This window comes from Arthrobacter sp. SLBN-53, from assembly GCF_006715585.1.
GTDB lineage: Bacteria > Actinomycetota > Actinomycetes > Mycobacteriales > Mycobacteriaceae > Mycobacterium > Mycobacterium neoaurum_A.
In genome coordinates this window covers 2,074,629-2,088,058 of sequence record NZ_VFNN01000001.1, presented here as the reverse complement: position 1 = coordinate 2,088,058, position 13,430 = coordinate 2,074,629, and the positions used below count along the sequence as shown (strand labels likewise).

Below are 13,430 nucleotides of genomic sequence, written 5' to 3'. Positions count from 1 at the left end.
CAAGTACATCTAATAGAACCTCAGCAAAGCCGTTAACGGAAGAGGCAATTAATGCGCGCGCTGCAACCGGCCCGGCCGGCCGGGGGATTCAGCCGTGCAGACCGGCCTCACGCAGCGCCTCGATATAGAGATCGGTCGCTTCGTCGATTCCGTTACCCGCCCAGGCGTCCACGATCGCGACGCGGTCGGCAACCAGTTGAACGCGGTTGGCCCAGCGCTCGAAATCGGCATCGCGGCGGAGCTGATCGATCTGCGTCCGGCTGCCCTGGATGAGGAAGAACCCACCGAGCTCGGTGGTCTGCGGCTTCAAGATGGCCGTGTCGTACCGTTCGATGCGCCCGGTCTCGGCCAGCTCGGTCAGGAAGTCACGAGACGACTTCAGGGTCTCCAGTGCCAGGGCCTCGCGGCCCTGGGTGGGCAACCCCCAGGCAACCCAGAATCCGGCATCGGCCACGGCGCACCTCCCTCTCTCGCCTCACAAGCTACACATGCCCGGGGGTGTGCTCCGGCAAAGGCGTTTAGTTTTCGGTCGGCGGGGAGAACCCGCGGGCATGGAACACGGCAGCGAAAACGGCAACGAAAACGGCATCAAAAACGGCAGCGAAAACCGCAGCGACCCGCCGGCCAACCCCGCGGACGCCACCGAGGCCACCGCCGACCAGCGCCAGGTGCAAGACCAGCTCGACCGCCGGCACGAGGACCCCGATGGGCCGGGGTTGCACCAGAGCCGCCGCCAGATCGCCGACGAGACCTGACGGTACGGGCCGAACGTCAGTAGGACTTCCCGTCGGCGTACCGCCGGCGGCGGATGCTGCGTCCATTGCCGCGGTTACGACTCTTGTACGTCGGCAGCTGGGAATCGCAGTTCGGGCACACCAGGCGCAGGTTCTCGCGCCGGTTGTTCTCGGAATTGCCGTCGATGTGGTCGAGGGTCATGATCAGGGGGAGTCCCTGCCACAGTCCGATACAACCGCATATCGCGCACAGTCCCGACTGCGCTGCAGCCAGATACTCCCGGATGTAATGCCCCTGATGTCCGTCGATGCGGGCTCGTCCCGACTCCAGCCACAGCGCGACATTCTGGCGGCGACGGACCGCGGCCTGGCACGAGTTGCTGCAATAGATCTTCTGGCTGCGGGTGGAAAGTGCCGTGCCGCAGCCGCGGCAGAGCCTCATGTGCGGAAGTTACAACCGATGGCTGACAAGTCGGATCGGCGGTGGAGCCCCCGGTCGGGATTGAACCGACGGCCTACGCTTTACAAGAGCGCCGCTCTACCACTGAGCTACGGAGGCGTGTACTACGCCGGACAGCTTAGCCCTCGTCGTCGATGACGCGTTCGGAGACCACCGCGCGCGGCATGGTGGCGGTGCGGCGGCTGCGCTGACGTCCCAGCGGGATGCGCCCGGCGATGTTCGACAACGGGTTGACCACCTGGGACAGCGTGATGACGGCCTCGTGGAGGGCGTCGATGGTCGGCGCCAGCGCCTCCAGCCCGGGTGCCAGGCGGTTGAGGGTGTCGGCGACATCGGCGAGCTTGAGCAGCGGTCCGTCCGGATCGGTCAAGGTGTCGAGCAGACCACCCTCGGCCAGCAGCGTGTCGACGACGCCGTCCTCCCGAAGGATCCGTTCGATCAGGCCGTCGTCGGCGAGCAGCTGGTCGGCCAGTCCGCCGGGTGCGATGAGCCGCGACAGCGCGCCGCTGTCGGTGGTCAGCCGATCGATCAGTCCGCCCTCCGCGGTGACCTGATCGACAAGCCCGCCCTTGGCCAGCGCCCGGCCGACCGGGCCGTTCTCGGAGAGGAGTTGTTCGGCGACCCCGTCCTCGCGCAGGGCCCGCTCCACCAGGCCGTCGTCGGCGAGCAACCGGTCGGCCAACCCGCCGGGGGCGATCACCCGGGAGACGACACCGCCCTCTGCGGTCAGCCGGTCGGCGAGTCCGCCTTCGGCGGTGATCTGGTCGATCAGCCCGTCTTCGGCCAGCGCGCGGGCGACCGGTCCGTTCTGATTGTTCAGCCGATCGAGCAGTCCCCCCGGGGCGGTCAGCTGATCGACAAGCCCGCCGGGTCGCAGCAGCTGGTTGAGCGGACCCTCGGGAGCCAGCGCCCGGCCGAGTGGGGCATCATCGTCCATCAACCGGGCCAGCCGGTTTGCGCGGTCGACCGCGTCGTCGATGCCCAGCATCGCGGCAAAGCCGGTGGTACCGCTGACCGGGGCCGCGTCGGTCAGCGATCGCTGCACCACCTTCAGCGTGCCACCAGCGATGTTGAGTCCGATGTCGGCAACGGCCAGCCCGACCCGCACCGGGGCCGTGGCAACCTGCACGATGGTGTTGCCGAGGTTCATGTCGCCAGTCTAGGGGCGACCGTCGACGGGGCCGGCCGAGTTTGTATTCTCAGTGAGTTCACAGCCGGTCTCCAGGTGCGGTTCAACCAGAGAGTGCACTGTGAACTCCATGGCAATGGCAGCGATATCCGAATCTCACGACAGCATCCCCGAGGCGCGCATCCTCGTCGTCGATGACGAGACCAACATCGTGGAGCTGCTCTCGGTGAGCCTGAAGTTCCAGGGATTCGAGGTGCACACCGCTGCCAGCGGTCCCGACGCGCTGGCCAAGGCCCGCGAGATCAAGCCCGATGCGGTGATCCTCGACGTGATGATGCCGGGCATGGACGGATTTGGCGTGCTGCGACGCATGCGTGCCGACGGTATCGACGCGCCCGCACTCTTTCTCACCGCGCGCGACAACCTGCAGGACAAGATCACCGGACTCACCCTCGGCGGTGACGACTACGTGACAAAACCGTTCAGCCTCGAGGAAGTGGTGGCGCGGTTGCGGGTCATCTTGCGCCGGGTCGGCCGCGGTGTCGAAGAACCCAAGAACGCCCGGCTGAGCTTCGCCGATATCGAACTCGACGAGGAGACCCACGAGGTGTGGAAGGCCGGCGAGCCCGTATCGCTGTCGCCGACGGAGTTCACGCTGCTGCGCTACTTCATCATCAACGCGGGCACGGTGCTGTCCAAGCCGAAGATCCTCGACCACGTGTGGCGTTACGACTTCGGCGGCGACGTGAACGTCGTCGAGTCCTATGTCTCCTACCTGCGACGCAAGATCGACACCGGTGACAAGCGACTGCTGCACACGCTGCGTGGTGTGGGGTACGTGCTGCGTGAGCCGCGGTAAACGATCATTCATCCATGATCGGTAGATACCGGCGGGCGGTGCCGCTGCGTGTCGGGTTGGTGGCGGCCACGCTGGTGTTGGTGGCGTTCGGACTGCTGGCATCCGGCATCGCCGTCACCTCGATAATGCGCCACACCGAGATCAAGCGTGTCGACGACACCCTGCTGGAGGCGTCGGGCGGCTGGGCGCAGGCGCCGCACGCGTTCGCCGAACCGTTGCAGGATCCCAGCCCCGCGAATCCGCCCACCAACTTCTACGTCCGTGGCACCGACGCCGACGGCCGGATCCAGTTGGCCATCAACGACAGTTCGGCAGAGCCGGTCCTGCCGGTGAGCAACGACGTCGGACCCGAACCGGTCACCGTCGGCTCCGTGGACGGGTCCGGGGTGCAATGGCGCGCGGTCACCGTCGGCGGGCCCGACGGGGAGCTGACGACGGTCGCCATCGATCTGACCGATGTGGAATCCAGTGTGCGCGCGCTGGTCTGGTCTCAGCTCGGGATCGGGACCGCGGTGCTGCTGGTACTCGGCGTCGTCGGTTACGCCGTGGTGCGCCGTAGCCTCAAACCCTTGGCCGAGGTCGAGGAGACCGCTGCCGCCATCGCCGACGGGGAACTGGACCGTCGTGTTCCGCAACGTGACCCACGCACCGAGGTGGGCAGGCTGTCGCTGGCGTTGAACGGCATGCTCGCCCAAATCCAGCGCGCCATGGCATCGTCGGCGGAATCGGCGGAGTTGGCGCAACAATCCGAGGAGCGGATGCGGCGCTTCATCGCCGATGCCAGCCACGACCTGCGCACGCCGCTGACGACCATCAGGGGATACGCGGAGCTGTATCGGCAGGGCGCGGCGCGCGATACCGAGATGCTGATGGGGCGCATCGAGAGCGAGGCCGGCCGGATGGGCCTGCTGGTCGAGGATCTGTTGCTGTTGGCGAGGCTCGACGAACAACGTCCGCTGGAACAGCGCCGCGTCGACCTGCTGGCGCTTGCCAGTGACGCGGTGCACGACGCGCAGACGGTCGCCCCGGGGCGACCTATCGGGATGCAGGTCTTCGACGGACCGGGCACGCCGGAGGTGCTCGGTGACGAGGCCCGGCTACGTCAGGTGCTGAGCAACCTGATGTCCAATGCGTTGCAGCACACCCCGGAGAGTGCGCGGGTGACGGTGCGGGTGGGCACCGAAGGCGATGACGCGGTCATCGAGGTATGCGATGCGGGACCCGGCATGAATCCCGAAGACGCCCAACGTGTCTTCGAGCGCTTCTACCGTGCGGACTCGTCGCGCACGCGGACCAGTGGCGGCTCCGGATTGGGGCTCTCGATCGTCGATTCGTTGGTGCTCGCCCACGGTGGCAGCGTGTCGGTGGACACCGCGCCCGGGCAGGGCTGCCGGTTCCGGGTCACCCTGCCACGGATCGTGGAGGCCGCGGTTCAGCTCAGCTGAGCCAGTGCCGCCGTGATCTTCGCCTGTGCCTCGTCGAGAGATTCCGGTGACGGATTACGGTCCACGCCTGCGAATCCGAAATCGCTGAGATCGCGGGCGGGGAACACGTGGACGTGCAGGTGCGGCACCTCCAGTCCGGCGATGATCACCCCGGCCCGTTCGGCGTCGAAGGCGGCGCAGACGGCCTTGCCGATCTTCTGCGCCACCGCCATCACCCGGCCGAAGAGGGCGGGGTCGAGATCCTGCCAGTTGTCGACCTCGGCGCGAGGCACCACCAGCGTGTGGCCCTGGGTCATCGGTTCGATGGTCAGGAACGCCACGATCTCGTCGTCCTCGTAGACGAATCGGCCGGGGATCTCGCGGTTGATGATCATGGAGAAGACGGTCGCCATGGCATCGAGGCTAGTCCGTGGATCGCCTGCGATGCGCAGGCGGCACCATTAGCCTGACCAGATGCTTGGGCTGATGCAAGACCGGCCGTTGATGATCTCGTCACTGATCGACCACGCCGCGACATTCCACGGCGACACCGAGATCGTGTCCAGGTTGCCGGAGGGCATGATCGCGCGGACCACGTGGTCGGCCGTGCGGGACCGATCCAAGCAGGTGGCCAACGCCCTGTCCGAACTCGGCATCGAACCGGGTGACCGGGTGGGCACACTGGCCTGGAACAGCGACCGGCATCTGTCGCTGTACTACGGAGTTTCCGGATCCGGCGCCGTCCTGCACACCGTCAACCCGCGGTTGTTCGCCGAGCAGATCATCTACATCATCAACCACGCCGAGGATCGGGTGTTGTTCTTCGACATCACCTTTGCGCCCCTGGTCGAGCAGATCGCACCGCAGTTGCAGACGGTGCACACCTACATCGCCATGACCGATCGCGACCATATGCCCGACATGGCCGTCGACCGGTTGTTGTGTTTCGACGAGTTGGTGAGCGCGCAGTCGACCGACTATCGGTGGCCCGAATTCGACGAACGCAGCGCCTCGTCGCTGTGCTACACCTCGGGGACGACCGGTAATCCCAAGGGCGTGTTGTACTCCCACCGCTCGACGGTGCTGCACGCACTCGGTGCGATCCCACGCGACAGCTTCGACCTGCACAGCGGATCGACCATCCTGGTGGTGGTCCCGATGTTCCACGCGAACGCCTGGGGCACTCCCTACACCGCCCCGATGGTCGGCGCGAAGCTCGTGCTGCCGGGTCCGCACCTGGATGGTGAGAGTCTGTATGAGTTGATGCGCGACGAAGGGGTCAACTTCACCCAGGGTGTGCCCACCGTGTGGATGATGTTGTTCTCCTACCTCGACGACCACCCCGAGATCGACCCGCACGAACTGCGGCTGGAGTTCGCAGGCACCGGGGGCGCGGCGTTGCCGCAGTCGATGATCGAACGCTTCGAACGGGATTTCGGCTCGGAGGTGGTGCAGGGCTGGGGGATGACCGAGACCAGCCCGCTGTGTGTGATCGGCAAGCTGGCGCCCCGGCACGCCCACCTGTCCGCTGCCGACAAGATGAAGCTGAAACTCAAACAGGGCCACGCCATCTGGGGTGTCGATATCAAGATCGTCGATGACGAGGGCAATCGACTGCCGTGGGACGGTGAGGCGTTCGGCGAGGTGTTCGTCCGCGGCCCGTGGATCGCCAGCGGTTATTTCAAGGGCGAGGGCGGCGACAAGCTCGATGCCGAGGGTTTCTTCCCCACCGGTGACGTCGCCACCGTCGACCCGGACGGTTACCTGCAGCTGGTGGACCGCGCCAAGGACGTCATAAAATCCGGCGGCGAGTGGATCAGCTCGATCGATCTGGAGAATGCCGCCACCGGGCATCCGGCGATCGCCGAGGCCGCGGTGATCGGTGTGCCGCATCCGAAATGGCAGGAGCGTCCGCTGCTGCTGGTGGTGCGGCGGCCCGGACAGGATGCCTCTCGCGAGGAGATCCTGGACTATCTCGCCGAGCGGGTGGTGAAGTGGTGGCTGCCCGATGATGTCGTCTTCGTCGAGGAGTTACCGCACACCGCGACCGGCAAGCTGCTGAAGATCCAACTGCGTAAGGAGTACCGCGAGCACCGGTTGCCCGACACCGCTAGTTGACGGCGGCGGCGATCTCCTCGACCGTCCACGGTGGCGCGTCGTGATGGTCCCGGTAGGCGACGAATGCCGGCTGTTGCCGGTCGAACCGACCGACGAAACCTCCTGCAGCGATGAAGATCTGCCCGGTGATGTGGCGGGCGAGATCACCGGCCAGATACGCGTAGGTGGGTGCGACGTACTCCGGCGGACCGGCGTCGAGTGCCCCCTGCATGCTGGCATCGTCGAGCAGCCCGCGCCGGTTCAACTCGACGATGTGCTGCTCATAGTCAGAGCCCGTCGACAACCGTGTCCTGGCACCGGGACACACCACGTTGGCCCGGACGCCATGCTCGGCGAGCTCCGCGGCGATCGCAAGGGTCAGGCTGTTGACCCCGCCCTTGCCCGCCGGGTACCCGGTGCCCCCGTAGTCGCCGAGGAAGGCGAACGAACTCGTGTTGACGATCGCACCCGAGCGCTGCCGCACCATATGGGGTGCGGCAGCGCGGCAGGTCTCGAAGGTGGTCAGCAGGTGCGCGTCCAACAGGTCCCGGAACTGTGCCGAGGTCACGGTGAGGATCGAGGATCCGGTGGGTTCGGCGGTGCCTGCGCAATTGATCAGGATGTCGATCCGGCCGAACTCGTCGATGCACCGCCCGACAAGGGCGTCGGCCACCTCCGGGTCGGCAGGGGATCCCACGAAGCCGACACCCGAAATCCGTTCGGCGGCTTCGGTGACCGCATCGGGATCGCGGCCGTTGACGACCACCCCGGCGCCCTGCGCGGCGAGCAGCTCGGCGACCGCCAGGCCGACACCGCGGGTGCCGCCGACCACGACGGCGCAGCTCTCTTCCAACGGCCGCCCCGGAGTCCTAGCGATCGGAGGCCTCGGTGAAGGTCATGGCGTCCATGTTCCAGTAGCCACGCAGGTTGGTGATCAGGCCCGCATCGTCGACGCGATAGGTGAACACGCCCCGGACCGTGGCGACGAAACCGTTCGGAAACGTCGTCTCCAGCACCAAGATGTAGGCGATCTCCTTGGGACTGCTCGACGGAAACGTCGCCTCACAGGTGACACGCAACTGGTTGGGACCGATGTTGGTGTCATAGAACGCCGCCAGGGCGGCCTTGCCGCGCACCCCGGTGCCGTCGGGGTTGGTGACGGCCTCGCCGATGGGATCTTCGACGACGATGTCGTCGGCCATCAGCGCCAACCAGCCCTCTCGGTCACCCGACTGCACGCACCGCCACGAATTCCGCGACGCCGCGACAACCGGGGAGACCGAGGTGTCCTGCGAGCTCTGGGTCATGCGTGGTTACCGGTCGGCGTCGGTGTAGCGGATGACACCGCGGATATTGCGGCCCTCCAGCATGTCGGCGTAGCCATCGTTGATCTGCTCCAGCCGGTACTGCCTGGTCACCATGTCGTCCAGATTGAGCCGGCCGGCCTTGTACATCGACAGCAGCTGAGGAATGTCGTGGTGGGGATTTCCGCCGCCGAAGATGGTGCCCTGCAGGCGCTTCTGCAGCAGGGTCAGCATCGACAGGTTGAGCTTGACGTCGTTCTCGGCCATGTTCGCCACCGCCGTGGCCACCACCGTGCCGCCCTTGGCGGTGATGTTCATGTAGTGGTCGATATCCTCGCCCTTGAGCTCACCGACGGTGACGATCGTCTTGTGTGCCATCCGGCCCTGGGTCACCTCGGCGACACCGGCCATGGCGCTGAAGATGTCCGGGTAGGCATGGGTGGCACCGAACTTCAGCGCATTGTCCCGCTTGAACTCGACCGGGTCGACGGCGAAGATGTTGCGCGCGCCGGCGTTCAGTGCGCCTTGCAGGGCGCCGGTCCCGACACCGCCGACGCCCACGATCACGACATCGTCACCGGGGCGCACGTCACCGCTGCGGACGGCCGACCCGTACCCGGTGGTCACACCGCAACCGACCAGGCAGGCCACCTCGAACGGGATGCTCGGGTCGATCTTCACCACCGAGCTCTTGTGCACCACCATGTACGGGCTGAAGGTGCCCAGCAGGGTCATCGGGATGACGGGTTCACCCGTCTTCACGGAGTGGATCCGGTGGGTGCCGTCGGACACGGCCGTGCCGGCGAGCAGTCCGGCGCCCAGGTCGCACAGGTTGCGCAGGCCCTCCTGGCATGCCGGACATTCACCGCAGGACGGGATGAACGACAGCACCACGTGGTCACCGGGGGCGATGTGCTCGACTCCCGGGCCCACCTCGGTCACCACGCCGGCACCCTCGTGTCCGCCCAGCACGGGGAAACCGGCCATCGGGATGTCACCGGTCACCAGGTGGTGATCGGAATGGCACATGCCCGAGGCTTCCATCTGGATCTTGACCTCGTCCTTGACGGGGTCGCCGATCTCGATCTCCTCGATCGACCACGGCTGGTTGAACTCGTAGATGAGAGCGCCTTTTGTCTTCATGCGCATATGCCTTCCACTAGAACCGGTGCCCATCAGACTAGAGGCAGTAGTTAGGTACGTCACACCCACCCCCAAGCAACCGCTTGGCCGGGTGGTCACCAGAGGGGTACGGGAGCCTCGCCGAGCGGGTAGTAGCCGGGCAGCTTCTCGCCCGCCAGCGAACGCTCGATGCGCTTCTGCATGGTCGGGGTCAGGTCACCGGAGGAGATCAGCTTCATGAACGCCTTCTGGACATGCCCGAAGTCGAAGAAGTCGCGCTGCCACTCGATCAGCAAGTCGTCATTGAGGCGGAACCAGCTGCCGCCGATACCGTAGATCTCGTCCTTGGTGCCGTCGCTCTTGTGGGCGATCTGCTTCCAGAAGCCGACGATCTCGTTCTGCTTCTCGTCGATGAGGGTCTTCTGGTACTCGTACACCCAGTTCTCCAGCCCTTCCATCTCCAGCCCGAGTGCGACATCGCGGATCTCGTCCCGGTTGACGCACATGACGTCTTCCTTGGGGCCGATGTTCCAGCCGTACGTCGCGTCCTCGGTGTAGAAGTCCGCCATCGGCTTCCAGTCGCCGGCCGCTTCGGCATCCCGGTTGGCCTGCAGCCAGCGCTGGACCCAGTCTTCGAGAGCTTCTCTTGACGCCATTGTCGTTGCCTTTCAGTTCTTTTCGATTATGGATAGAGCGCGGGTAGGGCACATGTCTACAGCCATCTCGACGGCGTCGCGCAGATCATCGGGCGGCTCGAGGTCGAGAACCTCGACGACACCGCGTTTGGGTACCCGGAAGACATCGGGCGCCTCCAGCTCGCACATGGCGTGGCCTTGGCACAGGTCCTCGTCGAGTTCGATGCGATAGCAACCCATCGGCGATCAGCCCCGTACTCGCCTGCGGTAGCGGACCTTCGCCGGCTGCGCGAGCTGAACGACCATCTTCGAGTGGTCGTTCTGATAGGTGTCGGCGGGCTGTGCCATCTCGAACTCGTACTCGCGCAGCAGCACCGAGAAGATGGCCTTGATCTGCATCTGCGCGAACGCCGCACCGACGCAACGGTGCTTACCCGCGCCGAACGGGATCCAGGTCCACCGGTTGACCAGGTCCTCCTGGCGTGGCTTCTGATAGCGATCGGGATCGAAGGTATCGGGATCCGGGAAGTCCTCGGCGATACGGTTCGAGATCGCCGGGGAGGCGGCCACCATCTGGCCCTTGTGGATCGGGTAGCCCGCCACCTCGAACTCGTCCTGTGCGACACGCATCAGGATGATCAGCGGCGGATGCAGGCGCAGCGTCTCCTTCAGCGAGTTGTCCAGCTTCGGGATCTGGCGCAGGGCATGGAAACTCACCTCCTGGCCATCGGCGTAGAGCTCATCGAGTTCCTGCTGCACCTGGGCGTACACCTCGGGGTTGCGCAGCAGTTCGATCAGCGTCCAGGAGGAGGTGCCCGAACTGGTGTGGTGCCCGGCGAACATCAACGAGATGAACATGCCGGTGACCTCGTTGGCGGTGAAGCGGGGTTCGCCCTGCTCATCCTTGATCGAGACCAGCACGTCGAGCAGATCGCGATCCTCTTTGCCCTTGGGCGGGTTGGCGATCCGGCCGTCCATGATCTCCTGGACGAGCGCAACCAGCTTCGCCCGTGACTCGTCGCGGATCCGGAAGCTCTCGATATCGAGATAAGGGTCGACGTAGCAGAGCGGATCGGTGCCACGTTCCAACTGGTGGTAGTAATGGGCGAACCGGCTGTCGAGTTGCTCGCGGAACTTGAGGCCGATGAGGCAGGCCGTCGAGGTGTAGATCGTCAATTCCGAGAAGAAGTCCAGCAGTTCGATCTCACCCTCATCGCCCCAGTCGGCGATGATCTTCTTCACCTCGTTCTCGATGGTGGCCGCGTGGCCCTTCATCTGTTCACCGCGCAGTGCGGTGTTGTGCAGCATCTCGGCGCGGCGTTCGGGGTCGGCGTCGAACACCACACCCTCGCCGAAGATCGGCGTCATGAACGGATAGGCCTCGGCCTGATTGAGCTCGGCGTCACTGGAGCGGAAGAAGAACTCGTTGGCTTCCGAGCCGGACAGCATGACGACCTGCTTGTCGACGAGCTGGAACCAACCGACGTCGCCACATTCCGCGCGGACCCGCTGCATCAGGCCGATCGGATCGGTACGGAACTCCTCGAGGTGACCGTGCTCCTCCTCGCCACCTGAAACACGTTCCACTTCCTTCAGATCAGCCATTCTGCGGCATCCCTTCTTCGCCGAGGGCGAGCTTCTGGCGGTCTTTCACATCGGCCAGCGGAGCCTCGGGCTGCAGCTCCATGTTGGCGATGAAGCCGCCACGCGGTGTCTCGGCGACGAACGTGATGGCCCGCGCGAGGTCATCCGCGCGCAGGAAGTAGTCATGCCGGGCCTGGCCCCACTTGGCCCAGTCCTCCAGGGCGGGCCCGATCAGCTCGGCGGGCAGGCTCCAACCCATGGATGTCTTGGTCGGTCCTGGGTGCACGATGGAGGCCCGCACGCCGGTGCCCTCCAGCTCCATCTGGTAGTTGTTCACCATCGCGACCAGAGCGGCCTTGGCCGCGCCGTAGGCGCCCATGTGCGGGCGTTGCCGCAGCGAGACGTCGGAGCCGACGAAGATCAGGTCACCGCGCCGGCGTTCGATCATCCCTGGCAGGACGGCGGAGGCGACGCGGTTGGCGCCGATCAGATGGATCTGAACCTGGGAGTCGAACTGCTCGGTGCTGATCGAGTCGAGCTTGCCGAAGTAGGTGTCGCCTGCACCGGCGACCAGGACCTCGATATCACCGAGTTCAGTGGTGGTCTTCTCGACAGCCGCCTTCACCGAGTCCGGGTCGGTGACGTCGAGGTGCACCGCGATGGCCTCGCCGCCGTCGGCGCGGATCTTGCCGACGATCTCGTCGAGCTTCTCCACCCGGCGGGCGCCGAGCGCGACGGGAAAGCCGTTGCGGGCAAGCCGGATCGCGGTTGCTTCGCCGATACCGGAGGAGGCACCGGCCACCAGCGCGGGTCGCCGTTCTGGCAGGGGATCAAATCTGGGCATCTACGTCAGGAACCTTTCAAGCCACTCAACGGAGGGTGACGGTCATCGGGAGGTGGGCGAATCCGCGCACGCTGCTGGAGTGGACGCGGACGGCCTTGTCCTCGTCGACCTCGTAACCGCGGATTCGTTTGAACAATTCGGTCAACGCCACCCTGGCCTCCATGCGCGCCAGGTGGGCACCGAGGCAGAAGTGTGCGCCGCTACCGAAACTCACCGTCTTCGAACCGATCTCGCGGTCGATGCGGTACTCGTCGGGATTCTCGAAGACCCGCTCGTCGCGATTGGCCGAGCCGATCAGCAGCACCAGCACATCGCCGGCCGGAACGGTGGTGTCGTAGAAGGTGAGGTCATCGACGACGGCGCGGGCGAGGATCTGACTGGATGCGTCGTAGCGCAGGGTCTCCTCGACCCAGGGGGTCACCAGGTCGTGGTTGTCGAAGACCGGTGCCAGTTGGCTCGGATTCCTGTGCCCCCAATAGGCGGCATTGGCGAGCAATTTGGTGGTGGTCTCGTTCCCGGCGACGACCATGAGGAACAGGAAGGCCATGATCTCGTCGTCGGTGAGCCGGTCACCGTCGATCTCCGCCTCGACCAAGGCCGAGGTCAGGTCATCCGAAGGTCGCTTGCGGCGCTGTTTGACCATGTCCGCGTAGTACATCAACAGTTCGCCGGAGGCCGCGATGGCCGAATCGGGAACGTCGGCAACACCGTCGTCACGGTGCATCACCGCGTCGGCCTGGGCGCGGATGCGGACCCGGTCGGAGTCGGGAACGCCCATCAACTCCGAGATGACGTCCATCGGCAGCTTGCCGGCGAACTCGTCGACGTAATCGAAGGTGCTGCTCTGCAGGGCGGTGTCCAGATGCTGGTGGGCGATCTCGGTGACCCGGCCCTCGAGTTCGCGGATGCGTCGTGGGGTGAATCCCTTCGATACCAGGGTGCGCAGCCGCAGGTGGCCGGGATCATCGAGGGCCAGGAACGACATGACCCGGTGGGCTTCGTCGTTTCGTGAGATCGGGTCCAGTGCGACGCCGTGCTTGTTGGACAGTGCGACGCTGTTGCGGAATCCCGCGACGACATCCTGATGGCGCGACAACGCCCAGAACTTGAGCTCTTCGTTGTGGTAGATCGGGGCCTCGTCACGCAGCCGCTTGTAGTACGGGTACGGATCCTCGTGGAAGTCGTAGCTGTAGGGGTCGAGTATCAGATCGACGGTGGGAGAGCTCATCTGGCGCCGC

The 13,430-nt window shown here is 65.5% G+C and carries 16 protein-coding genes and 1 tRNA gene; 4 read left to right on the top strand and 13 right to left on the bottom strand.

Annotation, left to right across the window (positions count from 1 at the left end):
* Positions 1 to 88: 88 nt before the first annotated feature.
* The gene (locus FBY28_RS09915; protein WP_019511045.1) at positions 89 to 454 is read right to left on the bottom strand and encodes a hypothetical protein; all 366 of its coding nucleotides are present in this window, start codon (positions 452 to 454) and stop codon (positions 89 to 91) included.
* Between the two features lie 97 nt (positions 455 to 551).
* Between FBY28_RS09915 and FBY28_RS09910 the strand changes: the two genes are divergently transcribed.
* The gene (locus FBY28_RS09910; RefSeq protein WP_141866321.1) at positions 552 to 755 is read left to right on the top strand and encodes a hypothetical protein; all 204 of its coding nucleotides are present in this window, start codon (positions 552 to 554) and stop codon (positions 753 to 755) included.
* A gap of 16 nt (positions 756 to 771) precedes the next feature.
* On the opposite strand, the gene FBY28_RS09905 is transcribed toward FBY28_RS09910, so the two are convergent.
* The 3 genes from FBY28_RS09905 to FBY28_RS09895 form a co-directional block, all read right to left on the bottom strand.
* Positions 772 to 1,176: an HNH endonuclease signature motif containing protein gene (locus FBY28_RS09905; RefSeq protein WP_141866319.1), complete on the bottom strand. Its 405-nt coding sequence runs from the start codon at positions 1,174 to 1,176 to the stop codon at positions 772 to 774.
* Between the two features lie 42 nt (positions 1,177 to 1,218).
* A tRNA-Thr gene (locus FBY28_RS09900) sits at positions 1,219 to 1,293 on the bottom strand.
* Between the two features lie 19 nt (positions 1,294 to 1,312).
* Positions 1,313 to 2,344: a hypothetical protein gene (locus FBY28_RS09895; RefSeq protein WP_141866316.1), complete on the bottom strand. Its 1,032-nt coding sequence runs from the start codon at positions 2,342 to 2,344 to the stop codon at positions 1,313 to 1,315.
* A gap of 109 nt (positions 2,345 to 2,453) precedes the next feature.
* Between FBY28_RS09895 and FBY28_RS09890 the strand changes: the two genes are divergently transcribed.
* Both FBY28_RS09890 and FBY28_RS09885 read left to right on the top strand, forming a co-directional pair.
* Entirely contained in the window at positions 2,454 to 3,182 is a 729-nt protein-coding gene (locus FBY28_RS09890; RefSeq protein WP_031601696.1) for a response regulator transcription factor, read from the top strand.
* Positions 3,183 to 3,196: 14 nt separating this feature from the next.
* Positions 3,197 to 4,627 (top strand): sensor histidine kinase, encoded by a 1,431-nt coding sequence (locus FBY28_RS09885; RefSeq protein WP_174241584.1) that lies wholly within the window; start codon positions 3,197 to 3,199, stop codon positions 4,625 to 4,627.
* On the opposite strand, the gene FBY28_RS09880 is transcribed toward FBY28_RS09885, so the two are convergent.
* Positions 4,615 to 5,019 (bottom strand): HIT family protein, encoded by a 405-nt coding sequence (locus FBY28_RS09880; RefSeq protein ID WP_019511051.1) that lies wholly within the window; start codon positions 5,017 to 5,019, stop codon positions 4,615 to 4,617. The two genes, FBY28_RS09885 and FBY28_RS09880, sit on opposite strands and share 13 nt — an antisense overlap.
* A gap of 61 nt (positions 5,020 to 5,080) precedes the next feature.
* Here FBY28_RS09880 and FBY28_RS09875 point away from each other — a divergent pair, with 61 nt between their 5' ends.
* The gene (locus FBY28_RS09875; RefSeq protein WP_141866314.1) at positions 5,081 to 6,724 is read left to right on the top strand and encodes a long-chain-fatty-acid--CoA ligase; all 1,644 of its coding nucleotides are present in this window, start codon (positions 5,081 to 5,083) and stop codon (positions 6,722 to 6,724) included.
* On the opposite strand, the gene FBY28_RS09870 is transcribed toward FBY28_RS09875, so the two are convergent.
* From FBY28_RS09870 to FBY28_RS09835, 8 genes are all read right to left on the bottom strand, one after another.
* Positions 6,717 to 7,556, bottom strand: coding sequence for an SDR family NAD(P)-dependent oxidoreductase (locus FBY28_RS09870; protein WP_141866312.1), 840 nt, complete (start codon positions 7,554 to 7,556; stop codon positions 6,717 to 6,719). The two genes, FBY28_RS09875 and FBY28_RS09870, sit on opposite strands and share 8 nt — an antisense overlap.
* Before the next feature lie 16 nt (positions 7,557 to 7,572).
* Positions 7,573 to 8,010 (bottom strand): nuclear transport factor 2 family protein, encoded by a 438-nt coding sequence (locus FBY28_RS09865; protein WP_141866310.1) that lies wholly within the window; start codon positions 8,008 to 8,010, stop codon positions 7,573 to 7,575.
* 6 nt (positions 8,011 to 8,016) lie between these two features.
* A complete protein-coding gene (locus tag FBY28_RS09860; protein WP_023986301.1) occupies positions 8,017 to 9,150 on the bottom strand; it encodes an NDMA-dependent alcohol dehydrogenase in 1,134 nt (377 codons plus the stop codon).
* Between the two features lie 95 nt (positions 9,151 to 9,245).
* Complete coding sequence (locus tag FBY28_RS09855) at positions 9,246 to 9,785, bottom strand: nuclear transport factor 2 family protein (RefSeq protein ID WP_141866308.1); 540 nt, start codon at positions 9,783 to 9,785, stop codon at positions 9,246 to 9,248.
* A 12-nt stretch (positions 9,786 to 9,797) separates the two neighbouring features.
* Positions 9,798 to 10,004 carry a ferredoxin gene (locus tag FBY28_RS09850; protein ID WP_019511057.1) on the bottom strand — a complete coding sequence of 69 codons (207 nt, stop codon included), beginning with the start codon at positions 10,002 to 10,004 and terminating at the stop codon, positions 9,798 to 9,800.
* A gap of 6 nt (positions 10,005 to 10,010) precedes the next feature.
* Positions 10,011 to 11,369, bottom strand: a complete 1,359-nt coding sequence (gene cyp51, locus FBY28_RS09845; protein WP_141866306.1) for a lanosterol 14-alpha demethylase — start codon at positions 11,367 to 11,369, stop codon at positions 10,011 to 10,013.
* The gene (locus tag FBY28_RS09840; protein WP_141866304.1) at positions 11,362 to 12,192 is read right to left on the bottom strand and encodes an SDR family oxidoreductase; all 831 of its coding nucleotides are present in this window, start codon (positions 12,190 to 12,192) and stop codon (positions 11,362 to 11,364) included. Before FBY28_RS09840 ends, cyp51 begins: the two co-directional genes overlap by 8 nt.
* Positions 12,193 to 12,217: 25 nt before the next feature.
* Positions 12,218 to 13,420 (bottom strand): cytochrome P450, encoded by a 1,203-nt coding sequence (locus tag FBY28_RS09835; RefSeq protein ID WP_141866302.1) that lies wholly within the window; start codon positions 13,418 to 13,420, stop codon positions 12,218 to 12,220.
* Between the last annotated feature and the right edge of the window lie 10 nt (positions 13,421 to 13,430).

Coding starts and splice junctions, on each gene's coding strand:
- FBY28_RS09910 (WP_141866321.1), top strand. CDS start 552: ATGGAACACGGCAGCGAAAACGGCAACGAAAACGGCATCAAAAACGGC.
- FBY28_RS09905 (WP_141866319.1), bottom strand. CDS start 1,176: ATGAGGCTCTGCCGCGGCTGCGGCACGGCACTTTCCACCCGCAGCCAG.
- FBY28_RS09895 (WP_141866316.1), bottom strand. CDS start 2,344: ATGAACCTCGGCAACACCATCGTGCAGGTTGCCACGGCCCCGGTGCGG.
- FBY28_RS09890 (WP_031601696.1), top strand. CDS start 2,454: ATGGCAATGGCAGCGATATCCGAATCTCACGACAGCATCCCCGAGGCG.
- FBY28_RS09885 (WP_174241584.1), top strand. CDS start 3,197: ATGATCGGTAGATACCGGCGGGCGGTGCCGCTGCGTGTCGGGTTGGTG.
- FBY28_RS09880 (WP_019511051.1), bottom strand. CDS start 5,019: ATGGCGACCGTCTTCTCCATGATCATCAACCGCGAGATCCCCGGCCGA.
- FBY28_RS09875 (WP_141866314.1), top strand. CDS start 5,081: ATGCTTGGGCTGATGCAAGACCGGCCGTTGATGATCTCGTCACTGATC.
- FBY28_RS09865 (WP_141866310.1), bottom strand. CDS start 8,010: ATGACCCAGAGCTCGCAGGACACCTCGGTCTCCCCGGTTGTCGCGGCG.
- FBY28_RS09860 (WP_023986301.1), bottom strand. CDS start 9,150: ATGAAGACAAAAGGCGCTCTCATCTACGAGTTCAACCAGCCGTGGTCG.
- FBY28_RS09855 (WP_141866308.1), bottom strand. CDS start 9,785: ATGGCGTCAAGAGAAGCTCTCGAAGACTGGGTCCAGCGCTGGCTGCAG.
- FBY28_RS09850 (WP_019511057.1), bottom strand. CDS start 10,004: ATGGGTTGCTATCGCATCGAACTCGACGAGGACCTGTGCCAAGGCCAC.
- cyp51 (WP_141866306.1), bottom strand. CDS start 11,369: ATGGCTGATCTGAAGGAAGTGGAACGTGTTTCAGGTGGCGAGGAGGAG.
- FBY28_RS09840 (WP_141866304.1), bottom strand. CDS start 12,192: ATGCCCAGATTTGATCCCCTGCCAGAACGGCGACCCGCGCTGGTGGCC.
- FBY28_RS09835 (WP_141866302.1), bottom strand. CDS start 13,420: ATGAGCTCTCCCACCGTCGATCTGATACTCGACCCCTACAGCTACGAC.